At 33.4% G+C, this 24122-nt stretch carries 21 protein-coding genes; 11 read left to right on the top strand and 10 right to left on the bottom strand.

Features of this window, described 5'->3' with window-relative positions:
- Nucleotides 1-433 precede the first annotated feature (433 nt).
- Nucleotides 434-1027: a DedA family protein gene (locus JM172_RS09710; protein WP_214482050.1), complete on the bottom strand. Its 594-nt coding sequence runs from the start codon at nucleotides 1025-1027 to the stop codon at nucleotides 434-436.
- Between the two features lie 587 nt (nucleotides 1028-1614).
- On the opposite strand from JM172_RS09710, the gene JM172_RS09705 reads away from it, so the two are divergent.
- The 3 genes from JM172_RS09705 to JM172_RS09695 are packed head-to-tail and all read left to right on the top strand — an operon-like array spanning nucleotide 1615 to nucleotide 3501.
- Nucleotides 1615-1992 carry a GntR family transcriptional regulator gene (locus JM172_RS09705; RefSeq protein WP_214482049.1) on the top strand — a complete coding sequence of 126 codons (378 nt, stop codon included), beginning with the start codon at nucleotides 1615-1617 and terminating at the stop codon, nucleotides 1990-1992.
- A gap of 4 nt (nucleotides 1993-1996) precedes the next feature.
- The gene (locus tag JM172_RS09700) at nucleotides 1997-2845 is read left to right on the top strand and encodes an ABC transporter ATP-binding protein (protein WP_214482047.1); all 849 of its coding nucleotides are present in this window, start codon (nucleotides 1997-1999) and stop codon (nucleotides 2843-2845) included.
- Between the two features lie 2 nt (nucleotides 2846-2847).
- On the top strand, nucleotides 2848-3501 hold the full coding sequence (locus JM172_RS09695; protein ID WP_214482045.1) for an ABC-2 transporter permease: 654 nt from the start codon (nucleotides 2848-2850) through the stop codon (nucleotides 3499-3501).
- 413 nt (nucleotides 3502-3914) lie between these two features.
- Here the strand turns inward: JM172_RS09695 and JM172_RS09690 are convergent, their stop codons facing one another.
- Nucleotides 3915-5012: an SDR family oxidoreductase gene (locus JM172_RS09690; RefSeq protein WP_214482043.1), complete on the bottom strand. Its 1098-nt coding sequence runs from the start codon at nucleotides 5010-5012 to the stop codon at nucleotides 3915-3917.
- 565 nt (nucleotides 5013-5577) lie between these two features.
- On the opposite strand from JM172_RS09690, the gene ku reads away from it, so the two are divergent.
- Nucleotides 5578-6432 (top strand): non-homologous end joining protein Ku, encoded by an 855-nt coding sequence (gene ku / locus JM172_RS09685; protein WP_214482040.1) that lies wholly within the window; start codon nucleotides 5578-5580, stop codon nucleotides 6430-6432.
- A gap of 50 nt (nucleotides 6433-6482) precedes the next feature.
- On the opposite strand, the gene JM172_RS09680 is transcribed toward ku, so the two are convergent.
- The 4 genes from JM172_RS09680 to JM172_RS09665 all read right to left on the bottom strand — a co-directional run bounded on the left by JM172_RS09680 (nucleotide 6483) and on the right by JM172_RS09665 (nucleotide 9108).
- Entirely contained in the window at nucleotides 6483-7022 is a 540-nt protein-coding gene (locus JM172_RS09680; RefSeq protein ID WP_214482029.1) for a D-glycero-alpha-D-manno-heptose-1,7-bisphosphate 7-phosphatase, read from the bottom strand.
- A gap of 234 nt (nucleotides 7023-7256) precedes the next feature.
- Nucleotides 7257-7658: a CotY/CotZ family spore coat protein gene (locus JM172_RS09675; protein ID WP_214482028.1), complete on the bottom strand. Its 402-nt coding sequence runs from the start codon at nucleotides 7656-7658 to the stop codon at nucleotides 7257-7259.
- Nucleotides 7659-7928: 270 nt separating this feature from the next.
- Nucleotides 7929-8321 carry a DUF3992 domain-containing protein gene (locus JM172_RS09670; RefSeq protein WP_214482027.1) on the bottom strand — a complete coding sequence of 131 codons (393 nt, stop codon included), beginning with the start codon at nucleotides 8319-8321 and terminating at the stop codon, nucleotides 7929-7931.
- Nucleotides 8322-8712: 391 nt separating this feature from the next.
- Nucleotides 8713-9108 (bottom strand): DUF3992 domain-containing protein, encoded by a 396-nt coding sequence (locus JM172_RS09665; RefSeq protein ID WP_214482026.1) that lies wholly within the window; start codon nucleotides 9106-9108, stop codon nucleotides 8713-8715.
- Between the two features lie 168 nt (nucleotides 9109-9276).
- Between JM172_RS09665 and JM172_RS09660 the strand changes: the two genes are divergently transcribed.
- A complete protein-coding gene (locus JM172_RS09660) occupies nucleotides 9277-11142 on the top strand; it encodes a DNA ligase D (protein ID WP_250886595.1) in 1866 nt (621 codons plus the stop codon).
- 55 nt (nucleotides 11143-11197) lie between these two features.
- Here JM172_RS09660 and JM172_RS09655 read toward each other — a convergent pair whose 3' ends face one another.
- The 4 genes from JM172_RS09655 to JM172_RS09640 form a co-directional block, all read right to left on the bottom strand.
- Complete coding sequence (locus JM172_RS09655; protein ID WP_214482025.1) at nucleotides 11198-12097, bottom strand: fumarylacetoacetate hydrolase family protein; 900 nt, start codon at nucleotides 12095-12097, stop codon at nucleotides 11198-11200.
- 11 nt (nucleotides 12098-12108) lie between these two features.
- Complete coding sequence (locus JM172_RS09650) at nucleotides 12109-12984, bottom strand: TetR/AcrR family transcriptional regulator (RefSeq protein ID WP_214482024.1); 876 nt, start codon at nucleotides 12982-12984, stop codon at nucleotides 12109-12111.
- A gap of 187 nt (nucleotides 12985-13171) precedes the next feature.
- Nucleotides 13172-16489: an efflux RND transporter permease subunit gene (locus JM172_RS09645; RefSeq protein ID WP_214482023.1), complete on the bottom strand. Its 3318-nt coding sequence runs from the start codon at nucleotides 16487-16489 to the stop codon at nucleotides 13172-13174.
- A gap of 36 nt (nucleotides 16490-16525) precedes the next feature.
- A complete protein-coding gene (locus JM172_RS09640) occupies nucleotides 16526-16681 on the bottom strand; it encodes a hypothetical protein (RefSeq protein WP_214482021.1) in 156 nt (51 codons plus the stop codon).
- A gap of 669 nt (nucleotides 16682-17350) precedes the next feature.
- On the opposite strand from JM172_RS09640, the gene JM172_RS09635 reads away from it, so the two are divergent.
- The 6 genes from JM172_RS09635 (at nucleotide 17351) to JM172_RS09610 (ending at nucleotide 24120) form a co-directional block, all read left to right on the top strand.
- The gene (locus JM172_RS09635; RefSeq protein ID WP_214482020.1) at nucleotides 17351-18424 is read left to right on the top strand and encodes an S-layer homology domain-containing protein; all 1074 of its coding nucleotides are present in this window, start codon (nucleotides 17351-17353) and stop codon (nucleotides 18422-18424) included.
- 475 nt (nucleotides 18425-18899) lie between these two features.
- Nucleotides 18900-19658, top strand: a complete 759-nt coding sequence (locus JM172_RS09630) for a glycerophosphodiester phosphodiesterase (protein ID WP_214482014.1) — start codon at nucleotides 18900-18902, stop codon at nucleotides 19656-19658.
- Nucleotides 19659-20064: 406 nt separating this feature from the next.
- Nucleotides 20065-21081, top strand: a complete 1017-nt coding sequence (gene namA, locus JM172_RS09625) for an NADPH dehydrogenase NamA (RefSeq protein WP_214482013.1) — start codon at nucleotides 20065-20067, stop codon at nucleotides 21079-21081.
- Nucleotides 21082-22161: 1080 nt separating this feature from the next.
- Nucleotides 22162-22569, top strand: coding sequence for a (4Fe-4S)-binding protein (locus JM172_RS09620; RefSeq protein ID WP_214482012.1), 408 nt, complete (start codon nucleotides 22162-22164; stop codon nucleotides 22567-22569).
- Nucleotides 22570-22628: 59 nt separating this feature from the next.
- Nucleotides 22629-22904: a GNAT family N-acetyltransferase gene (locus tag JM172_RS09615; RefSeq protein WP_214482011.1), complete on the top strand. Its 276-nt coding sequence runs from the start codon at nucleotides 22629-22631 to the stop codon at nucleotides 22902-22904.
- 124 nt (nucleotides 22905-23028) lie between these two features.
- A complete protein-coding gene (locus tag JM172_RS09610; RefSeq protein ID WP_214482010.1) occupies nucleotides 23029-24120 on the top strand; it encodes a low temperature requirement protein A in 1092 nt (363 codons plus the stop codon).
- Nucleotides 24121-24122 lie beyond the last annotated feature (2 nt).

Raw genomic sequence — 24122 nt, 5'->3', positions numbered from 1 at the left:
TACACACCCCTATTGTTAAATTTTCATTTACGTTATAGTTGTACGAACTTATCCACTTTTTTTTGGGGTGAAACTCAATATATTTAGTATTCTAAATATTTCAATGCGGCATATTGGGTATTTACTTAATCAATCATTTCTTTACGACATGTTGCTTTTTACTAGATCGTAACCAACCGCCACCTGCAAGCAATAACAAAAAATTGTTTTCCACAAAACCGACTCTAGAAAATGGGATGAGATGAGACCAACCTCCTCATGTGCTAACGCATGAATACTTCATTTCACACCTACCCAACCTACTATCAGAAATACGGTTGTCTCAAGACCATGGCTCGGATTTTTATCCATGCATTGACGACTTTACGTTAAGGGCATCCCTTAACGCTACTCCCCTTTGTCGAAAAAACGAACATTTATTATGTAGACACTGTCAAGTTTTTCGATTTTCTCGAGTATGTAACATAACGTAAATTATGATGGTGGCGATAATAATAATAACTACAATATACATAAATCTATTAGCTATCTGTGCAATATCTTGCCATCTAGTGCCTAATTTGAACCCCATATAAACATAGCAGTATGTGATAGGAAGTGTAGCCGCAAACGTATATAAACTAAAGCTTGTCACATTCATTTTTGCCAATCCACAAGGTATTGAAATGATCGTCCTAATTCCAGGCAAAAACCTAGCAGTAAAAGCTACAATCCCGCCGTGTTTATCAAAGAATCGCTCTGCTTTTGTTAGCTCCTTTTCACGTATAAAAAAGTACTTTCCAAACGATGTAAGGAACCGCCTTCCACCAAAACGTCCAAGTGCATACAATGTTAATGGACCAAGCGTTCCTCCAATGGTTCCAGCTAACACAACTAGCCAAAAATTCATTACTCCTTGATACACAGAATAGCCCGCTAAAGGAAGAACTAATTCAGCAGGTACAAACTCAAATGTTAATGCAATTAAAATCCCAAAATACGAGAATTCTCTTAGCCATTCAACAAATAATAAAATTAATTCTTCCATATATACCACCAACATTCACTATTTTCGTTTTTAGTAATACAAAAAACTGTTTTCTAATAGTTTGTTGTGCTTCGTACTAAGAAGTAATCATATAAACAATAGATTTCACAGCACCTATTTTCTGACTAAATAGACTTATGTTAGCTGTGTTAGCAAATAAGAGTTAGTCTGCTATTTTAATAAACAAGTTGAATTTAATGACATGACATATAAACATAAAAAGAATCATTATTTGTAATTATCTTCGTACAAAGCTGTTTTCGTATTAATTGCTGTTTTTCGTAATGAAAAGCTAAACAGCATATAACTATTGTTCGGGACATCTTTTCTTCTCTAAAGATTTTAAAAAATTATATCAACACATCAGCTACTCAATTGTAAGTGAAAAAGCAGCAAAGTTTACGAAAAGAGCCTTGTACAAAAGTATATTTTTAAGCAATTAAAAAAATGACATAAAAAAAAGCAGGATGCAAACAGTTCCTTTAGAAACTTTTTTATTATTGGAAATTATTTATTGAATATCAAATAACTATCATATATACTGTATATATACAATATAAACAGTTAAAGGACTTTGGAGTGAAACTATGCATTTATCTGTATCTCTAAATTCAAAATTACCAATATATTCTCAAATTGTGGAGCAAATTGAAAATCAAATTCTGACAGGACATCTTAAAGAAGGGGAACTTCTTCCTTCTATTCGAAACCTTGCTCAGAATTTGAAGATAAGTGTGATAACAACGAAAAGGGCATATGATGAGTTGGAAAAAAAAGGTCTTTTAACATCCGTCGCTGGCAAAGGAACTTTTGTTTCAGGTAACACAAAAGAATTAATCAGAGAAGACAAATGCCGCGGGTTAGAAAATCAATTAATGCAAGTTATTATGAAAAGCAAAGTTTTAGGAATCAACCGCGAGGAATTAATTAATATGCTCACATTTTTGTATGGAGAGGATGAATAATTATATGCATGTAATTGAGTTTTGTGGGTTTTCTAAATCTTATAAGGATTTTAATTTGAATGATTTAAATTTTAAGATTAACAGTGGTTTTATCACCGGTTTAATTGGGCCGAATGGCGCTGGAAAAACAACGTTAATTAACGCAATTATGAACCTAATTCCCCCTGATAAAGGAGAAGTTATTGTATTTAACAAATCGATGGGAGGATGGGAAAGAGAAATTAAACAAAGAATTGGTTTTGTATACGATGAAGACTTTTATTATAACCATCTTTCAATAAAGGAAATGGGAAAGATCATCGCATCATTTTATTCAAACTGGAACCATGCTGTTTTCAAACAATATCTAACAGATTTTAAATTGCCAGAACGAAAAAAAATCGGTAACTTATCAAAAGGAATGAAAATCAAATTCTCCTTAGCAGCTGCACTTGCACATGAACCTGATTTATTAATAATGGATGAACCTACCTCTGGGCTAGATCCAGTGTTTAGAAGGAGAGTATTATCGATATTAAGTGATTATATCCAAGATGGAAATCGATCTGTTCTTTTTTCAACTCATATAAGTACAGATTTAGAACGAATAGCAGATTACATTGTTTATATAAGTAACGGACAATTAATATTTAGTGGTAGTAAAGAGGAGCTGTTAGATGAATATTTTATATTAAAAGGGCCTGTTGCATCCCAACCAATGAAAAAACATTTAATAGGTTTACAGCAATCACCTCTAGGATTCGAAGGTTTAATTTCAAAAAACATCTATTCTGAAAACTCATTTGATAGTCAAGTTGTTGTAGAGAAACCTACATTAGATGATATTTTGGTTTATACACAGGGGGATTGTTAAAAATGATGCAGTTACTTTTGAAAGACATACAAATTCAAAAAAGGTTTATATTTCTTGGTTTTGTGTTTATCGGTTTTTTCTTTTTTCTATTAGGCGCTTTTGAAGGTTTACCTCTTGCTGTTCCAGCAGCACTATTTAGCCACTTCTTAATTGTACTCGCTAGTAAATCTGATGAGAAAAATAATAATAGTCGATTGTTGGCTTCTTTTCCACTTAGAAGAAGGGATATCGTAACCTCAAAATATATAGGAATTTTTATGTTTATGGCAATCTCCTTCTTTCTAACCACCTTATGGTGGTGGATCACCGGTTTTTTTCTTCCTGCAAATGAACTCCCTTGGTTTAGTGTTCAATCTGTAATAATATCTATTCTCATTTTACTTCTGTTTTATAGTATTTATTTTCCTATTTTTTTCATGACAGGATCACGTATAGTACAGGTCCTAGATTTAATAGTTATATTGACGATAGGTGGAGTAATCATATTAGGTTTACGAATATTAGAATGGATAGATATAAACATCGGTTTAATACTCTCCGACTTAATGAGTTACAATGTAATATCTCTGTCATTTTGGATATCAACCATATGTTTAATGTTAATAATCATGTCTTGGGTTCTTTCTATTGTTGTTTACGAACGTAGAAATATATAAAAGGGGGGAAAATTATGTTTGTAAAAATATTCCATAGACTAGAAAAAAATGGATTAATGTAATATTCGTTGTTGTAATAATACTACTAATAGTTGGTGTTTATTATTTCATAGTATAAAGAGTAGTTTAACATTATGTTAAATGATTCTATATTTATGCAATTGACCTCATTTTAAATGAGAAAAGATCCCACGAGCGCTTTCCTTATAAGTATTTATTTCTTAGTACTAAAAACAATGCGAAAACAGCCTTATGAAATATAAGAATCCATTTTGATCAATCAATTATAATCAAAATGGATTCCATCTATTTATTACAAAGTACTCGTTTATAGTATTTTTGATCCAACTTTATTCCAAACTAACAATGAGTAGTAAACAAGCTAACAAATCATGTTTCATTATGGTATGGTACTATCTAATAATAAGTTGTTTATTTTTATCATGTTTATGTTCATTATAATAAGCGACCATTTCTTTGACACCAGATTTAAAATCAGGACATGTAATTCCACTACCTTTTAAATCATTTTTAGCAGTAGAACAATCAAATCTTGCTTCATACGAAAAATAGTCTAGAGATTCTTTCTCCACTCTTAATACTTTACGCAAGTTTTTAATCTGCAAGAAAGCTCTTGTTAAAGAAATTGGTATTCTACCACGCGGTTTCTTGTGTAAGAGTTCACCCATTAACATTGTATAAACTTCACTAGCCTTATACGGAGAAGGGTCTGTTAAATGATATGTTTTCCCCTCCCCAACACTAGCGTGACCTAGATAGCAGGAAGCAGCAATAATATAGTCAACAGGCACTAGGTTCAGCTCTACTTGACCTCTGCCAATGTTAGGCAAGATAGGTAAATAGCGCAAGCGATCCAGAAAATTCAAGATAAAATACGGTCCATCAAACTTTATTGTTTCCCCTGTTATAGAGTCCCCTTTAACAATTCCAGGACGAATGATGGTTGTAGGAACTTCATTGAAAATCTTTTTAACAAGCACTTCTGCTTCATATTTCGTCTCTTCGTAGTAATTTTGAAAGGTTTGATTTTTTTCTAATTCAGATTCCAAAACTGTTCCTGCACGGTCTCCTGCAACATAAGCTGTACTAAAGTAAATGTATCTTTGAAGCTTGCTCATTTCTTTTACAAATTCATTCACCATACTTGTACCTTGTACATTTACAAGGTATGCAACATCTTTTGGTACTGCTAGATCATAAATAGCTGCTAGGTGAAAAACATGTGTAACAGTAGTCCTTAATGAGGCCATATACTCATCAGCTATACCTAGATTATCCTTAGTAATATCACCAGGTAAAATGGTAAATTGAGTCTTATCAATTAACTTATCTTCAGATAGCCTCTCTATTTCCTTTTCAGCTTCGTTAATCATATCAGGCAAAACAAGTGCGTAAATATGATCAATTTCATAGCTCTCCTTCATCATATAGCGAATAATTTGACTTGCAATAAACCCAGGAAAGCCTGTGAAAAAATAAGTATTCCCCATCGTTTCTCCCCCCATACAATATACCTTATCTAAACATTCAGAATTCATTCCCTAACTTTAGTTTATCGTATTTACGCTATTTTGCAACCGTTTACAAAATAGATTTTTCTAAACTGTACTCACATTAGTAGCCATTTTTCACCCTTTAACATAAGCACACATACATCAAACATTTATGCCACCATTTGTTCTATAAAATCAAGACAAATGGCTAAATCCATCGTTTAGCTTATGAAAAGGATCTTTTCATTAACTTTCTTCTTATTTTCACTTACATTTGAGCAACTGATGTGTATGATGTGTATGATATGGTTGTTATTGTGCATAGAGAAAAAAAGATGCCACGAACATGAGTTATATTCGTGTTTAGCTCTTTTTACGAAAAGCATCTAATAGTGCGAACAGCCTAATCAAAATAATCATAAAGCTTTTGAAAAGAGCTCATTTTTTGATTACAGCTGTATTTGTCTGCACTTAAAAATTATCAAGGAAAAGATTGTAACTTATCATATTCCTTTTGTTGTTAATGCTAACATTATATAATCTTTGGAAGGTAGGCGTTGTCATGCACACAATTTGGAAGGGGTCAATTAGTTTTGGGCTTGTAACGATCCCAATAAAACTATATGCAGCAACTGAAGATAAAGATATTAAATTCCGATCGTTACATAAAAAATGTAAAACTCCAATTAAATATGAGAAGATCTGTCCAATATGTAATGAGGAACTAACAAATGATAACCTAGTAAAAGGTTATGAATATGTTAAAGGAAAATTTGTCATTTTATCTGAAGAAGAAATGAAAGAATTAAAAGAGGAATATGAGGAGAAGAGTATTAAAATTATTGATTTTGTTAATTTAGATGATATTGACCCTATCTATTTTAATCGCTCCTATTTTATTGGTCCAAATGATAATGGAACTAGAGCATACGCTTTATTAAGAGAAGCACTTGTAAAATCTAAACGGATTGGCATTGCCGAAATAACTATTCGTTCAAAGCGTCATCTAGCTATTGTTAGGGTATATCATGATGGCCTCCTCATGGAAACGATCCATTATCCAGATGAAGTGCGAAATGTTAGTGACGTGCCAAATATACCAGAACAAATAGAGATTAATAATAAAGAGCTTGATACAGCTATGTTATTAATTGATCAATTAACGACAGATTTTGACCCAAGCAAATATAAGGATGATTATCGTACTGCATTAATGAAGCTTATCGAGGAAAAGGTTAACACCGATGAAACGACTAGTGTTGACGATATACCAAGAACAAATGTAGTTGATCTCATGAGTGCATTGCAAGCAAGCATTGACAGAACTAAGGAACAACCACAATCCGCAACACCAGCTAATAACAAAGGTACTACAAAAACAAAACAGAGAACATCCCGCAAGAAGGTAACATCATAGAAACAATTACTAAAATCAGGCGGGAATTCTTCTCGCCTAGGTTATATCCATTATGTCACACGTTCTCCTTCGTCTATAATCCACTTAACAGCAAGTAATAAATTTGCAAACCACATATCAGCTAATCCAAGCTGTTCATCATTTCCAACTAAGATGGTTTTTGTCCCTGCCGACTTACCTGCAAAAATGTCCACATCACGATCTCCGATCATATAGCTATCTTTAAGCGCGATGTTATATTTTTGCGCAAGATTCGTAATCATCTCTGGTTCAGGCTTTCGACATGCACATCCCTCGTGAGGTTTATGGGGACAATAAGCAATATCATCAATCATCGCTCCGTACTCCTTCAAATCAAGCTTCATTTTCTCATGTACACGTATTAGCTGTTGTTCCTTCATATACCCTAACCCAACCCCACCTTGGTTCGTTACAACAAAGACTTTATAGTTTGCTTGATTTAACAACTTTATCGCTTCACCTACGCCATCCAATAAATAAAAATCACTCGGTTTATTTACAAATTTCACACGATGTGACAACACCTCATTAATAACTCCATCTCTATCTAAAAATACGGCTTTTTGCATATAAAAATCTCCTTTGTTATGTAGTAAAAATGAAAAACATTCAACGTTCCTATTATTAATTAATATGTAAATATCCAAACTAAGTTTAAACACAATACAAATAGATCATATATAATATCAGAATAAAGCACCTTACCAATCATTATAAGCATCCTTTAATATGATGAGTAAGGTTCGTTTAGCATTGGCAATGCCAAAATACAATATACATTTGATGTTGATTAAATACATTTTTTACAATGGAGGTATGATTTGGACAGAACATAGACAGCTACAATCTACTACGACAGTATCATCTATAGGGGTTAAATCTAATTCATCATTTTGACAAATTTGATTCAACCTAATACAACATTGATTGCCTACATTAATTTCTCTGTTTCCTTCTGGCTGTAACAATTGTAAAGTAACACAACCTGATTCTAAATCTACTTCACTAACCCTAAAATATACAGTAACAAAACAATTTCCCTGTCCTGTGCTTGACTCTCTTATGTTACCAAATGCATAGAATATAGTATTACTATTCGTTGTTAAAATTACATCTTGATTTATATTATCTTCTAAAACCGTGCAAACACAATTACGAATGTTTCCACCATTACCAGTGTCTCCATTTGGACAACAGCACGGCATAATATCACCTCCCAACAAAATAAATATACTAAGGTATGTAATTATTATTTATATGGGCATTGAAATAATTGATTGTCTTCTTAAATTTTGATATTTACTTCAACAATTACAAAGAGACTAACTCACAAACTATATATTATATATAACAATCGTTAGTATAGAGTTAAGTTGACACTGTTGAGTTTGTGGAGTCAGACCTTTGTATGCTAATAATAAGAAACCAATTAATACTCTTTTCCACTTTTTATTTACTTCATTTCAGTATAAAAGCTAAATTGCTGCTTCATAGTTAACGCATAAGCAATATTTCCCACGACATGCAGCACCTGTATCCATGTCATCCGCACAAGACAATCGAACTGTATCAAAACCTATTTGTGTAGTAGACATACTATTCCCATTATTACTCATCATTGCTGGTGTAATCGTTAAAGTTTTAACCACTGTACCAGTAGTACCACCTTCTAACAATTCCACTGTTAAATCTCCACAGCCTCTATCTAAAAATACTGTTAACGAGCCAGTGACTGGAAAAAATTCCATTGCATCATTTTCAGTAGTCCAAATAACAACTTCTTGTGTACCACAAGGTATGGTGAAGTTTCCGCATAATTCATCTTTAAAAAATTCATCCCCTCTATCAGGACAACAACAATTTGACATTATTTCCCCTCCCTTCTTTGCTAATAATTTATGTACTAACATATCAGCTTGTATAAACGGAATCACTAAGTTTGTATAAAAATTTCAAAATGACTTAATTATTGAATACTGCCCTTACATATTCAGAAGAGAGGTTGTCCAATTTATTTATATAAATGTGCCTTAGTACTTCTATAACTGTGATTTATTGTAATAACAATTCCTTTAGAAAAGTTCTTTATTTTTTGTATTATTAATAATAAAAGGAGAGGTAGTTGCAGAAGAATATAATAACTAAAAAGGATCGTTAACTTGTTCATTCATTTGGTAAACATGAATTAAAAACAACATTGTTTCAATACTATTTTCAATTTTGATTATTCTTCTTTATTAAGTGCTACATACCTTCTCATTACATACATGGGTAATTAATACTTATACAAAATTTACCTGTACAACTCTTGGATTGATCTGTTTGACCATGACAGCATATTTCAATTCGATTAAAAGACTTTAAAGTAATTGAACGTGTATTTCCGTTATTTCCTTGAAATGCATTAGGAATTGTTAATGTACCTACAATATTTAAATTTAAATATATATTTACTGTTAATATATCTGCACAGCCCTTGTCATAAAACACTGTGACTGTACCTCCAACAGGAAAAGAAGGGGAAGTCCATATATCATCTTTACATCCACAACTCAAAGTAAAATTACCACATGTCTCATCCTGAATAATACATTCTTTCTTCGGTTGAAGTGTTTTTGGAACGTTACAACTACATTTATTATGTGTCTGTATCACTTAATTTCCACCTCTCTGTAGGCATATAAGGAATTATTATCTAGGCTATTGTATGAATCTTTTATTCAATCGGTTCAAGAAAAATACAGTTATAATCAGTAAAGTATTTTCTTCGGCTCAAATAGGTATTCTAAATTTAAATGTAAAATGAAAGGATGGGGAAAAAGCATGATAAGACCTATGCTTCCAACATTGTCATTTACCCCTCCAAAAGGAGAAGAATGGACTTATGAAGTCAAATACGATGGTTTTCGAGGGCTATTGTTTATTGATCATAATGAATGTAAGTTAATGAGTCGTAACGGGAATAATTTACTAAACCAATTCCCTGAAATAAAATCATTTGTGGAGAGCATGAGGCTGGAGAAGATTGAGTCATTTCTTCCTCTCATCTTAGATGGTGAGATATGTATTTTGGATTCATCTATAAAAGCTAATTTCTCTAAAATCCAATTTAGGGGTCGCTTAAAAGATCAAGAAAGAATTAAACACAGCCTTATCCAGGCTCCAGCCTATTTTTTAGTATTTGATTTGCTACAATATAGCGGTAATATGACGACACATCTACCTTACGTTAAACGCAAGGAACAATTACATCACTTATTTTCACAGCTGGCTCTCCCTACTACTGTCACAATGGATAGGGAGAATCTTATTCAACTTATTAGTGAATCTTGTCATTTTGATTCCTTATGGAATGAAGTGCAGTTACATAACGGTGAAGGGCTTATTGCGAAACAAATACATAGTAAATGGGAAGCTGGGAAACGAACGACGCATTGGATAAAGGTGAAAAACTGGAAAATAGGTCAGTTTTTTGTGACGAAATATGAAAAACCAAATGGCTACTTTCACGTAGGTCTCTTTCGGGAGGGTAGCATTTACGAAATAGGTTTATTTTCACACGGTTTGAGTCCTGTTGAAAGATCTACACTTTCTCAAGTAATTCAAGACAACAAACAAACTGAAACAACTCAATTTGTTTGCATACAGCCTAGTATATGTGTAGAGCTAAAATATCTGGAAGTTTATAATGGCAGTTTAAGACAACCAATATTTTCAAGGTTTTTAACAGATTTAAATGTAAATGTATGTACGTGGGAAAAGCTTCACGTTGAACAACAGCTAAACCAGCCTGAATCTACTTCTACTACCGTTGTTCATGTAACAAACCCAGCAAAAAGATTATGGAAAGAGAGGTTTATTACTAAACGCGATTATCTCGATTATTTAAACAGCATCTCAAACTACATGCTTCCTTTTTTACAAAATCGATTATTAACTACAATCCGTTACCCGCACGGGATGTATGGTGAAAAGTTTTATCAAAAAAACTGTCCAGCATATGCTCCTGACTTTGTTCAAACTTTTAAACATGAAGATATTACTTACATCATATGTAACAATGCTGAAACGTTAGCCTGGCTCGGAAACCAACTTGCAATTGAATTTCACGTGCCGTTTAATAGCATTAAGTCTAAGGGTCCAAGTGAAATTGTTTTTGATCTCGACCCTCCCTCTAGGCAATATTTTAAACTTGCAGTCCAAGCAGCTCTATTGATGAAGAAAATATTCGATCAATTACAGCTTCAATCGTTTGTGAAAACTTCAGGTAATAAAGGGTTACAAGTATATATACCATTACCACCCAACACATTTTCTTATCATGATACACGGTTATTTACTCGATTTATTGCAAATTATTTAATAGAAAATGACCCACAGAAATTTACGGTAGAACGTTTGAAAAAAAAGCGGGAAAATCGCTTATATATCGACTATGTTCAGCACGCTGAAGGTAAAACAATTATTGCACCATATTCCGTAAGAGGAAATGTAGGTGCATATGTGGCAACGCCTCTTTTTTGGCATGAGGTTAATCATCAATTAAAAATTGAGCATTTTCCAATGGAATCCATCATAGAAAGAGTAACAACTAAAGGCTGTCCATTACATACTTTTCATCAAGTAGATAATAAACAGCCTTTTGAACAAATATTGAAATTTTTAGGGTCAAATAAGAGTTTATTGTAGATGTTGCAACTGAAATCTCCTTCAGCAGTTCACATGAAAATTTATTTGACATCCTCTATTTTTCTATGGAGTTGGATAAAGTACCAATTCCTTCGACAGTTACTTCTACAACATCACCAGGTTGTAAAAACTTAGGAGGGCTAAAGCCTTTACCGACACCTGCTGGTGTTCCTGTCGCAATAATATCTCCTGGCTCTAACGTTGTACCTTGAGAAAGTACTGAAATAATCTTTTCAATAGAAAAAATAAATTGTTTTGTATTTGCACTCTGACGTACCTCATCATTCACTCTCGTCTCAATGTTTAATTGATTCGGCTGCTTGACGAGCGATTTATGAACGATCACTGGTCCCATTGGACATGAAGTGTCCAAGCTTTTTCCCAGTAAAAACTGCTTATGCCGTGCTTGTAAATCTCTTGCAGTAATATCATTAACTATAGTATATCCAAATACGTAATCTAATGCCTCATCTTCTGAGATGCCCTTCCCCTTCTTACCTATAACGACTGCAAGCTCCCCTTCATAATCGAGCTGGTTAGTTATATCTCGATGATTTAATACGATTTCATTAGTAGCAATGACAGTCGTTGGAGTTTTAGAAAACATCATTACATCGGTTGGAATATCCGCTGCACTTCCCATTTCTATCGCATGGTCAGCATAGTTTTTGCCGACACAAAATACATTCTTCGATGGTCTTGGGATGGGTGCTAACAACTCTACATCATTTAAAGTGTAAACATTGTTGTTGTTTTGCTTAGCCCACTTTACTATCTGTTGAACACGTTCTTCAAACATATGACCAAGTTGGATACACTGTAGCAATGATTCTGGAATTAATTTATCAGTAAAAGCGTCCTGTTCAGTGGCGTTTAAATCTAGCACTTCTGTCATTTCTTTATTTACAGTACCTACAAACAAGCGGTCATCCTTCTTTGCCGTCACAAAGCGCATACGATCCCCTCCTATATCAAACTGCGAATAGATGTAATATACTTCATCATGTCATCTATCTGTAGTTTTTCTAAAAAAAGCAATAAGCCTTGTACTACTCCTACTCGCGGAGATTCATCATTGTTTTGAAACTGCGTTAGTAAAACTTCTAACGTCTCCAGCGCGTGTTTCTCATCATCATCTGTTAAATTTGCACCAATAATTATTTCCTTCATTTGCAAAATCATATGGACAATTTCTTGATATTTATCATTTGTAAGGTGACTAAAATATTGACGTATAGAGTCCTCATTTATAATAACCTCATGCTTATTTGCAACACTTTTTACAAGGTCATCCAATCGATCTACTAAGTATCCAGCTAGTTTTTCTAAATCAAGTTTTTGATAGTCAAATATGAGAAAGGATAAATATTCTACGAGCATCCCACTGAACATAGCAGTTAAATCAAAAGCAAATGGACGAATATCATCTCCATAAATAGCAAGAATGCGACTTTTGTACCAGCGATACATTTCTATTCGCATTTGAAATAAATAACTTTTTATTTTGCCCCTCTCTGGAAAGGCTTTCTCTCTCATATGCATTTGTAAAAAGTCTCGATACTTCGTAAATTCTTTTAGTTGGCGATGGATTTGAATAATAAAACGGTCTCTTTCAGATTTGACTTCATCGTTGATTTGCTCAGACATTTGTTTTGTAAAATGCTCATAAAAATGCTTAAAAATTGACAAAAACAGTTCTTCTTTAGAAGAGAAATAATTATATAATGATCCTTTCGCCACGCCACTTTCATGGGCAATTTCCTGCATTGAGGTGTTATGGTATCCATTTTGCGCAAACAATTTCATCGCAGTTTCTAGGATGAATATTTTTTTATCTTTCATCCAATCACTTCCTATATCCTTAAAATGAAAGAGGGGCTGACCTTCTATAGTAGGACAGCATCATTTACAATTAATATTAATAGTAAAAAGAATGTCATTTCCCCTAATATTATTTAGATTAAATATGTTTTAGGTGGAGAAAGTCAACTCCACCTATTTTACATTGTTCATTGTAGTCTTGAATATTTTATTTCTCTTTATCTTCTTTTAGGTTGTCATTCTTTTTCCCTTCTTGATCCTTTACTAACTTTAATATATTTTCGAGCATAGACACCATGTCTTCGTTTTTGTGTTCCTTTTGTTCAACTGGTAAATTATCCTCGCTATAAATTGTATCTTCAACTGGTGGTAATTGTTCAGCTTGTTCTTTGACTTCTGGCTTTTCGTGAATTTCATCTAATAAATATGCCGGAATGAGATGACCATCAGGAGTAATGTATTTTTTATTCAGTCTTCTCGTCTCTTTATCAAAGAAGCTATACACAACTGGAATGACGAATAATGTTAAGAATGTACTACTTAATAACCCACCAATAACTGTAATACCCATCGGCTGATTCATTTCCGTACCTTCGCCAAGTCCGAGTGCTAACGGGAATAAACCTAATATAGTTGTTGTAGCTGTCATTAATATCGGACGCGTCCTAACCTTAACCGCCTCTACGATTGCATCATACGTTTTATAGCCATCACTCTTCTTCTGATTAATATAATCGATTAACACAATCGCATTATTTACAACAATACCAGCTAGTACAATCAAGCCAATAATCGCCATTAAACTTACAGGAACCCTTGTAACTGTTAAGCCAATGGATACCCCAATGACCATTAATGGAACGGTAAACATAATTACAAACGGATATTTTAATGATTCAAATTGAGCTGCCATGACTAAATAAACAAAAACAATCGCTAAAATAAACGCAAATACCATATCATCGATAGAAGACTCTAATAGGTCTCGATCCCCACCGAAGGTAATCTCGGTTTCATCATTTAAATCTAAATCAGCTATCTTTTCATCGACTTCGCTAGAAATTGCACCCAAATTGGTTGAATTAGCATATTTCAACGTAAATTGTACTGCATTTTGCTCATTGATCCTCTGTATGTTAACAGGACCTTCGCCAATTGTAATTTCAGCTACATCCGAAATAGGAATATATGAACCATCTGGCTTCTTCACTAACAGCGTTTTTAATTGATCGAGGTTAGATGTAATATCTTTATCATAGCTAACATGCACGTTGAATATTTCATTACTTTCATCGGTAATTCTAGTTGCATTTACTCCACGTGTCACATTGTTAACAGTCATAGCAATTTGAGCGGGTGCTAAGCCATTCGCAAATGCTTTTTCACGATCAACTGTCATTTGTACTTCTTCCACTGTATCACTTAAATCAGTTGTGAGCTCTGTTACATCATCTATCGTAAGAAGTTCGTCATAAATTTGTGTTACAGCATCTTCTAGTCGTTCCTTATCAATATCCTTCACACTAAAAGATAGTGTGTTTGGCGCAGAACCAGTAGTTGATTGCAAATTGAATGAAACTTCTGCTGTTGAGTTTGCTCTTTCGGCTTCTTTTTCAATCTCACGCTTCACATCGTCAACAAATTGGAATGTAGAACGCTCTCTATTATCAAAGTCCTTCATTTTCACAGAAATTTCAGCAATATTCCCTTGACTGGTACCTCTAAATGAATTTTCTTGTGTAGAGCCAAGCAAGCTGACATACACATCAACATCATCTTCATCTGCTAGCACGTTTTCTATTTGTTCAACTACTTTGTCTGTTTCAGTTAACGCTGTACCATTTTCCAACTCTACTGAAATAGTAAAGAAGCCTTCATCAGTTTTTGGTAAAAATTCCATCCCTACAGTTGTAATTCCATAGAGTCCAGATCCTAAAAATACAACAGCAATAATTAATACAACAGCTCTACGACGAAGAGCCCACTTAATTGAACGATCAAGACCTTTCATAAATGGAGAGTCTCGACGTACTTTCTCTTTATTTTCTTTTGGAGCTTTTAACATACGGCTTGCAAGCATCGGTACAACTGTTAATGCTACGACTAATGATGCAAACAAGCTAAATGCAATAGTCATTGCAAATTCAGTAAACAATTCACCAATAATTCCTGTAATAAAGACAACTGGAACAAACACTGCAATAGTTGTGAATGTTGAAGCTGTAATGGCACCTGCTACTTCTTTTACGCCATGAGAGGCTGCTTCTTTTGGGTCCTTCCCCATTGATAAATGCCGATATATGTTTTCAATAACAACTATCGAGTTATCTACTAACATCCCAATGCCTAGTGCAAGCCCACCTAGTGTCATGATGTTTAATGAAAAATCTGAGAAATACATGAGTACAAAAGTTAATATAACTGAATACGGTATTGCAACTCCAATAATAAACGGACTTTTTACATTACGAAGGAAGAAGAATAATACGACCATCGCAAATAGTCCACCTAGTATAAGTGTAGTAGATATATTATCAATCGCTACTTGTATAAAATCACCTTGATCAAATAAAATTTGGGCTTCTACATCCTCATATTTCTCTTTGCCAAGGATGTCATCAAGTTTATCCTTAAATGCCGCTGAAACAGAGGCTGTGTTTGCATCGGACTGCTGTAGTACGCTAACTAGTAAAGCTGGATCCTGATTTGAACGAGTGATTGTATCTTCGTTTTGTGGAGCAACTTTCACTTCACTTATATCACCAAGAGTAACTTTTTCTCCAGTTGTTGGATCTACTGTAATTGCTATTTCTTTCAGCATATCCACTGATATGATCGAGCTTATAACCCTAGTAGTCAGCTCCTTCCCATCAGTTAAAATCGTATCTCCAGGCAAAGAAATATTTTGTGCTTTCAACAGATCTACTATATCATTTTGAGTTAATGAATACTGTTGGAGTAAACCTTGGTCAAGTTCAACTTTAATTTCGTCTATCGTATTCCCAGATAAATTAACACTTGCAACGCCTTCTATTTTTGTTAATTCCTGAGATAGTCCATCTGCTAAACTTTGCAATTCTTTTTTATCATTAGCGTTTGCTGTGACAGACATTTGGATAATAGGAAACTGTGACGGATCAAACTTCATAAAGCTTGGTTTTCCTGCATCGTCTGGAAGTTGTGTCTGATCAATTCTACTACGTACTTCGTTTTCAATATCCTCAATAGAAGTCGTCCATGAAAATTCCATTAACGTTAAACTTGCACTTTCCTGTGATGTCGAAGTTAACGTCTTTAGCCCAGGTAGAGTTGAAAGATTAGTTTCAAGTGGTTTCGTTACTTTCTCAACAACTTCTGCTGGACTCGCACCAGGATATGATGCAACTACAACCGCGATTGGCGGCTTGATATCAGGTATTAATTTTAGTGGAATATTTAATAGTGAAACAAAGCCTAAAATAATGACTAGTAACATAGATACTAGTGTAAATACAGGCCTCCTAATGGAAAAATCACTTAATTTCATTTTTGCTCCCCTTCCGGTAATTTGATCTATTATTGTTTACCAATCATGAATAATTGTTGACTGTTTACTAGTCATTTCTTTGAATGTCTTAAGTGAAGATAAATCCGCCCTCGGTTTTGATAGTTCTATCTTCACTCCTTGTTTAATCAACTCTGCAATTAATTTTTCGGACCGAACTTTAAATTGACCCATCAGTCATCGCTCCCTTCAATTTTTACCTCCATCACGTGCATTTAATCACAAACACGAATAAAAGCTTGCATACAAGAGGAAGTCACACATATTCAACTCCTAAAACACCAAAACTAATATATGTACTAGCTCACAAACAGTAAAAATTCATCCTTTTCACTTTACAATATGACTAATAAGTCACGGGTATATCATACAACAAATGACTAGTCGGTTCAAACATTAAGTACTGGTTAATTTTGTAATATATTGTTGTTATGTTAATTATGGTCTTTATGTAAACTTTGTTGCTGTTGTCTTCAAAGTAAACATTTGCTAAAAATAAATTTTAACAGCTTGAATTCGTTTTACAAGCGAAAAAGATGGAACGAACTCTAGTTGTGTAGGAGTTTACTTCTTAACGAAGAATAACAATCAATGTGAAAATAGTCACTAATTAAGAGAGGATCCGTATAAAACTAGTAATCCTGCTAACTTCCCTACTATAACATGAAAACAGTTGCTTAAAACTTTTACAAACGTAATATTAGTAAAGTTTACTAATAGGGATGAAATATTTTACACTTCGCTCCTTTCCACTCTGGTTTTTCCATTATTTTAATAATGATTTACATTCTCTACCAAGATAAAATTTATATGTAACAACATTTGTTTAGAAAGGAGCAAACAATGTTTCAATATACTAGAATCTTCTTAGCTTTTATACTCGTTCTGTTAAGTGTTCCTATGCAGACTGTTTTTGCTCAAGACAAACCTGTCTCTGCGTATCTTCCAACTGATTTGGAGGAAGATTATTGGGCTTACACTGAAATAAATCATTTTATACAAGCTGATATTATTAACGGTTATTTAAATAACCAAAATGATATGGAAATAAGACCTAATGACAATGTTACCCGTTCCCAATTTGTAAAAATACTCGTTAATGCAATGGGTCTACAAACTAGCCAACAAGGTAAAACGTATACTGATGTCACATCTGATGATTGGTTTTATGAATATGTAAATGTTGCAAGTAACCATGGCATTGTTAATGGGAAGGAAGATGGCAGCTTTGCACCGTATGAAAAAATTACAAGAGACCAACTAACAGCTATGATCGTACGAGCATTTGAAAATACAATATCTTTTGAACAAAGTGACGAACAATCGTTCACGGACGTTACAAATTCATACTGGGCGTATGAAGACATCGAAAAAGCAAGTTCACTAGGAATTGTTAAAGGGTATGATGATGAAACTTTCAAACCTAGGGATCATGCAACAAGAGCTCAAGCAGTAGTAATGATCTATAGATCATTAAATCAAGAGCTAGCAAATGTACCGACTAATGATGAACTTACCTCGTTTTTAAGATCATATATAGAGAATGAAAATGAATTATCGACAAACCAATCATTTGATGAATTAGAGCAATTATATATAAATGACTCGATCGGCTTTTATCAAGCTCAAGGAATAGCAGCAGTAGAGAGCTATAAATCCCTTGTTAAACAAATGAAAGAAGAAGTTGATGAATTTGCAATTAATGCGGACAACAATTTTTCTTTATTAGTAACAACATCAACTGATAGATACGTTACAGTACAAATCAAGGATTTAAACTATGAAATCAAGATTAAAAACAGCGATTTGGATTTAGATGTAACATCAACTAAAAATGCTGAAGGTAAGTACTATTTGAAAAAAGATATGCAAGAAGACACATGGAAAATCTACGCTTTTTCCCCAAGTGCTGAGTAAGATACGTACGACGAAATTCGGCTAGATACAAAGAGTTATCCTGCTTTTGTATTAGAGATGTGTTCAAGTAGGATAACTCTTTTCAAATACCTCAATTAAATATTCCTCATCATTTCTTTAGCCACCAATATTTTTCACGTTTACAAAAAATCATTATTTTGTTGTTTGTTATAAGTTTTGGAACAAATAGGAAGTATTGTGGTAAGATATTATCAGATCACTTTCTCTCAGTAATATTGATTAAATCGTATTTATAAGATGTTTTCGTATTAATCGTTGCTTTTCATAATATGAGCTAAATACAAATGCAACTATACGATCGGTGCACTTTTCCTTTTTATAAAACTATAAAAGTTATACATCAATTATTCTAATGTAAGTGAAAAAAGCAACATAGTTTACGAAAAGAACCTTTACTTTACTCACTTTCTATTTCTTACATGCGTATAATATTGTAAAAAAAGGTGGGAGGTTTATGTCTACTCTCGTATACGCCCATCGCGGAGCAAGTAAATTAGCTCCTGAAAACACGATGACTGCATTCTTAACTGCAGAAGAGCTTGGTGCAGATGGGATTGAACTTGATGTTCAATTATCAAAAGATAATATCCCTGTGATTATTCACGATGAAACATTAAACAGGACGACAAACGGCGTAGGTTACGTAAAAGACTACACTGCAAAAGAATTGGAAGAGTTAGATGCGGGGAGCTGGTTTACGCCTTTGCATATGGGTGAAAAAATTCCAACTTTAGATCACTTTCTAAGCTGGTTTTCAACTACAAAAATGCTATTAAACCTAGAATTAAAAAATTCCCTCATCGAATATAAAGGCATTGAACAAATCGTTTGTGACATGTTAAAGGCATACAAAGTAGATGACCGAACAGTCATTTCTTCATTTAATCATCATAGTATTAAAAATGTTATGAAGATTGACCCTCAGCTAGATACAGCGTTTTTAGTGTCATCTAGATTACAAAAAGCATGGGAAAGTGCAAAAAATGCTGGCACAAAGAGTATTCATGTCAAGCATAACCTTTTAAGCAAGCAATTTGTTGACGAATGTCGTAAAGAAAACATGACCCTTAGAACTTATACAGTCAATAGACCATTATCTATTCGTTTGTACTACAAATGGAAAGTTGATGGAATCATTACAGATGTTCCTAATACAGCTGTTAAAATTAGAAAAAAGATGTCCTCCTCCATTAAAAAGAGATTTCTTTTTTAATGGTTTTTTTTATGTTTACTACTATCCAGATCGGATTCGCTTTAATTGTAGTTTTTTAGAAAAAGAAAAAGCCATCTATAAAACTTGAGTTTGTCGTTTTTTACTTTTTGTATGCTTTCGCAAAGTGTTGCTTTTCGTTCTAAGATATAAGCACGTTACCTCTAGCGTACGTGTCATCTTTTCTACAATTATGATTATTAAGCCACTATCCATCGTACACAACTATCATTCTTGCTATTTTTTCTTCTGTACATCGATGACTAACATATAAAACCACTATTTATAGTTCAAATTTGTTAACAATAACAACAACATTTACGAAAAGAGCCACACAATCATCTTTCGTGTTATTTAATATATGAAATGATATACTATATTTAATTAAGTTGGTTAGGAGGCGTGTAGGATGGAGTCAGCTTTATTTTCTCCCCACATAATAAAAGGCGTTACTTTAAAAAATAGAATTGTAATGTCTCCAATGTGTATGTATTCATGTTTTGAGGAAGATGGGAAAGTAACAAATTGGCATCTAACTCATTATACTAGCCGAGCCGTTGGACAAGTGGGTTTAGTCATGATTGAAGCAACAGCAGTAAAGCCAGAAGGTAGGATATCTGCAAATGATTTAGGTATTTGGGATGCTGCTCACGTTGAAGGTCTCAAACAACTTACAAATCAAATACATAAAAATGGCTCACATGCAGCTATCCAACTCGCACATGCAGGCAGAAAGTCGCAAGTTGAAGGAGCTATATACGGACCATCACCAATTGCTTTTGATCATAAAAGTCGTGTGCCTATTGAAATGACCAAGGCCGACATTGATGATGTAATTCAAGCATTTGCTTTAGCAGCTCGCCGCTCTAAAGAGGCAGGATTTGATATTATTGAAATCCATTCTGCTCACGGCTATTTATTAAATGAGTTTCTCTCTCCACTAACTAATAAACGAACCGATGAGTATGGTGGAAATTTAGCAAATCGTTATCGTTTATTGAAAGAAGTAATTGATGCTGTCAAATCAGAATGGTCTGGACCATTATTTGTAAGAGTTTCAGCTAATGAATATGATAATCAGGGGAATTCTATTGAAAATTATGTTCAAATTGCTCAGATGATGAAAGGACAAGGCGTTGATTTAATTGATTGTAGCTCAGGCGCTGTAATTCCAACTAGATTCGATGTATTTCCTGGCTATCAAGTCTCTTATGCAGAAACCATTAAACGAAACGCTCATATCCAAACAGGTGCAGTTGGCTTAATTACAACTGGCATACAAGCTGAAGAAATTCTGAAAAATGGCCGCGCAGATTTAATTTTCATCGGACGTGAATTGTTGCGCAACCCATATTGGCCCAAAACAGCTGCCCAAGAATTAGGGGTAACAGTTGAAGGCCCTGGGCAGTACAGCCGTGCATGGTGATCTACCCTATAACATTTTCATTTACTACTTTTGTCCACATAGCTAGATCCTAATTTTGAGATTGGGATTATTAGAATTTCTGCATTAATCTTAACTTTAATGAGGGAACTATCGAATAGTCAACAGTTCCCTCATCGTATAATGATTTTTTAAATCTTTGCATGTATAATTAACACACTCGTAGTAATTGAGATTCATGATATTATATTAGTTTCATCATTCAACAGTCCTATCTAAATAACACGACTGTTGAACTCATTTCCTAATGCCTCTATTTAAATGATAGCCCATTTACGACTACCCAATAAATGTTCTTTCTTTTTCAACCACCCTTTACAAACCATGCGATTTCATAATCTCTAATGGAATTTTTATTATATTTATAAACTGTCAACAAGAAATTATACAATCCCAGTATGTTAAACCCTTAAAACAATAGTTGTGCCGCCACTGTTCCCTAGCCCTTTCCTCAACTTTCCTTTTCTCCAATAAGGTTATTGCTATTTGATTTTGTTATCAACATCTGAGAAAAGTGTGTTCCCTATTGGTTTTAATGTTACTATCTCATAAATAATTAAATTAGTAGTTATAGAGAATTCAAAATTAACCTTTTTATGATCGAATCGTAAATCACCGTTTAACAAAATAGAATGTAAGGTCTTTTGTATTTTAGATAAAGAATCAAGATTTAGTATTTTTGAATTAAATAATACAAATTGAACCTATATTTGTGTCATGATACATATTTGCTTTTAAACAATCAGTTCATTCATATAGTTGACATAAAACAAATTTAATCATATAATTATCTCGAATTAAGATATTTTTAATTAAAGATAATTTTACAGCCATTCTTTTGTGGAAGAAATTTAGAATCGCTGAAAACTGAATTGTTAACCAAAACTCTATTTAAAGGGGGTAAAAAGCATGCTCAATGCAATTGAAGCAAAAAAATTAGAATTCGAATAACCATAGAGTTATACTATATCCATTTATAACTTATTAATTTTCTATTTATTCTTACAAATATTACTGAATCTAATCATGCGAACCAATTTGTATTATAGGAGTGAAATAAATATGAGTGTAGAAAAGAAACGGTATACCGGGGCATCCATCGACGTTACATTTTCGAAAGAAAGATGTATTCATGCTGCGAAATGTGTTAGAGGGTTGCCCAAAGTTTTCAACCTTAAAAAAAGACCGTGGATTAATGCCGATGGCGAAACTGTGGATAAAATAGTTGAAGTAATCGAAAGGTGTCCAAGTGGTGCTTTAGAGTATATTAGAAAAGATGGAGGTAAACAAGAAACACCAGCTTATGAAACAACAATCGAAGCTGCATCCAATGGTCCTATCTATATAAAAGGGAACCTATCGATTAAACACAAAGAATCTACAATTAAATGTACACGAGCAACTCTTTGTGGATGTGGTTCTTCTAAAAATAGTCCATTCTGTGATAATAGCCATGTAAATGAAAATTAAAAACGTAAGTTGGACAACATAATTAAATGGGGTCAACTGAAAACCTATTGGAGAGCATGATGAAAAATATATTAAGAGGAGTCAATCGATTTTATATTGAAGATGAAGGTCAAATAATTGCAGAGATCACATTTGTAAACTCTGGTGCGGAGCGATTAATCATTGACCATACGTTCGTATCAAACCAACTACGTGGTGAGGGAGTTGGGGAAGCACTAGTAGATAAGGTAGTCAATCTAGCAAGAGAAGAAAACAAAAAAATTATCCCTTTATGTCCATTTGCTAAAAGTCAATTTGGTAAGAAGCCCGATTATAGGAATGTTCTTGCACACTAATCTTTAATCCTTATATTAATTGAATTAACACATCGTAATTTCTCATAGGGTGTGATTCCTACTAACTAACAATATTTAATATATTCAGTATGTAAAAATATGATTAGATTGAGAGTTGATGAGGATGGAAGAAAAAAAGGTAACGTGGCTAGAATTATTTTATGACCTAGTTTTTGTAGCGGCTATATCAACTGCAACACACGTACTTTTCCATGTAGAAGACGGTGTTATACACGCAGAATATTTTGTTAAATTTATCATTATGATGATACCCATTTGGTGGGCATGGGTAGGTCAAACTTTATTCATTAACCGTTTCGGAAAAGATTTTGTTCATCAACGGTTGTATATGATTGTACAAATGTTCTTTGTTCTAATTATGACTTCTAGCTTATCTGTTGATTTTGATACCTATTACGTACCATTCATGGTTGGATATATCGGATTAAGAGTACTGACAGCAATCCAATATATAATAGTACAACAGTATGAAACAATACATCATAAAAAGACTGCACAGTTTTTAGGTAAGTACTTTTGGATTGGAATTATCGTATCTTTTTCTTCTATTTTTTTCGATTCATGGATTAGATATGTCATATTTTATTTAGGTATATTTGTGGATATATTAGTTCCTATCTTCGGGAGAAAATATTTAGTTAAAGCACCTATTAACATCGGACATCTATTAGAACGCTTTGGACTTTTGACAATTATCTTGTTCGGTGAATTGATTATTAGCACCATTGTCGTCCTACAGCCTGAAAAAGGGAATTTCGAGTCGATCTCCTATGCTGTTATGTCATTTATAGTTATTATAGCGATGTGGTGGCAATATTTTGATAACATAGATAAAAAAATAGACAAATCGATTAAGTCTGCAGGTCAATTGATTGTATATGGACACCTTATTATATTCATTACGCTAAGTATGATTGCTGCTTCTATCAATATGATTTATTTGCACGATTTAAACTATTTGTTTATGATCGGATTATTATTCTTTGCTGTCATTCTTTACTTTTTTGCAACTACATTGGTTTTTCATATGTATAGGTATGAACATCACCGCTTAAAATATAATCATTTAGGGTTATTCATAGGTTTAATATCAATCTTTTTAATTATAGACATCATGTTTGTAGTACCAAGGCTCATTCTTATGATGCAAATAGCAATATTCTTTTTAGTGTATGCTAAAGTAACAACAACTTAAAA

The organism is Bacillus sp. SM2101, assembly GCF_018588585.1.
In the GTDB taxonomy this organism is placed as follows: Bacteria; Bacillota; Bacilli; order Bacillales; family SM2101; genus Nanhaiella; species Nanhaiella sioensis.
This window is presented reverse-complemented; position numbering and strand designations above follow the sequence as displayed.

Bases quoted from the DNA above. Each gene is read 5' to 3' on its own strand.
- JM172_RS09710 (WP_214482050.1), bottom strand. From the start codon at position 1,027: ATGGAAGAATTAATTTTATTATTTGTTGAATGGCTAAGAGAATTCTCG.
- JM172_RS09705 (WP_214482049.1), top strand. From the start codon at position 1,615: ATGCATTTATCTGTATCTCTAAATTCAAAATTACCAATATATTCTCAA.
- JM172_RS09700 (WP_214482047.1), top strand. From the start codon at position 1,997: ATGCATGTAATTGAGTTTTGTGGGTTTTCTAAATCTTATAAGGATTTT.
- JM172_RS09695 (WP_214482045.1), top strand. From the start codon at position 2,848: ATGATGCAGTTACTTTTGAAAGACATACAAATTCAAAAAAGGTTTATA.
- JM172_RS09690 (WP_214482043.1), bottom strand. From the start codon at position 5,012: ATGGGGAATACTTATTTTTTCACAGGCTTTCCTGGGTTTATTGCAAGT.
- ku (WP_214482040.1), top strand. From the start codon at position 5,578: ATGCACACAATTTGGAAGGGGTCAATTAGTTTTGGGCTTGTAACGATC.
- JM172_RS09680 (WP_214482029.1), bottom strand. From the start codon at position 7,022: ATGCAAAAAGCCGTATTTTTAGATAGAGATGGAGTTATTAATGAGGTG.
- JM172_RS09675 (WP_214482028.1), bottom strand. From the start codon at position 7,658: ATGCCGTGCTGTTGTCCAAATGGAGACACTGGTAATGGTGGAAACATT.
- JM172_RS09670 (WP_214482027.1), bottom strand. From the start codon at position 8,321: ATGTCAAATTGTTGTTGTCCTGATAGAGGGGATGAATTTTTTAAAGAT.
- JM172_RS09660 (WP_250886595.1), top strand. From the start codon at position 9,277: ATGATAAGACCTATGCTTCCAACATTGTCATTTACCCCTCCAAAAGGA.
- JM172_RS09655 (WP_214482025.1), bottom strand. From the start codon at position 12,097: ATGCGCTTTGTGACGGCAAAGAAGGATGACCGCTTGTTTGTAGGTACT.
- JM172_RS09650 (WP_214482024.1), bottom strand. From the start codon at position 12,984: ATGAAAGATAAAAAAATATTCATCCTAGAAACTGCGATGAAATTGTTT.
- JM172_RS09645 (WP_214482023.1), bottom strand. From the start codon at position 16,489: ATGAAATTAAGTGATTTTTCCATTAGGAGGCCTGTATTTACACTAGTA.
- JM172_RS09640 (WP_214482021.1), bottom strand. From the start codon at position 16,681: ATGGGTCAATTTAAAGTTCGGTCCGAAAAATTAATTGCAGAGTTGATT.
- JM172_RS09635 (WP_214482020.1), top strand. From the start codon at position 17,351: ATGTTTCAATATACTAGAATCTTCTTAGCTTTTATACTCGTTCTGTTA.
- JM172_RS09630 (WP_214482014.1), top strand. From the start codon at position 18,900: ATGTCTACTCTCGTATACGCCCATCGCGGAGCAAGTAAATTAGCTCCT.
- namA (WP_214482013.1), top strand. From the start codon at position 20,065: ATGGAGTCAGCTTTATTTTCTCCCCACATAATAAAAGGCGTTACTTTA.
- JM172_RS09620 (WP_214482012.1), top strand. From the start codon at position 22,162: ATGAGTGTAGAAAAGAAACGGTATACCGGGGCATCCATCGACGTTACA.
- JM172_RS09615 (WP_214482011.1), top strand. From the start codon at position 22,629: ATGAAAAATATATTAAGAGGAGTCAATCGATTTTATATTGAAGATGAA.
- JM172_RS09610 (WP_214482010.1), top strand. From the start codon at position 23,029: ATGGAAGAAAAAAAGGTAACGTGGCTAGAATTATTTTATGACCTAGTT.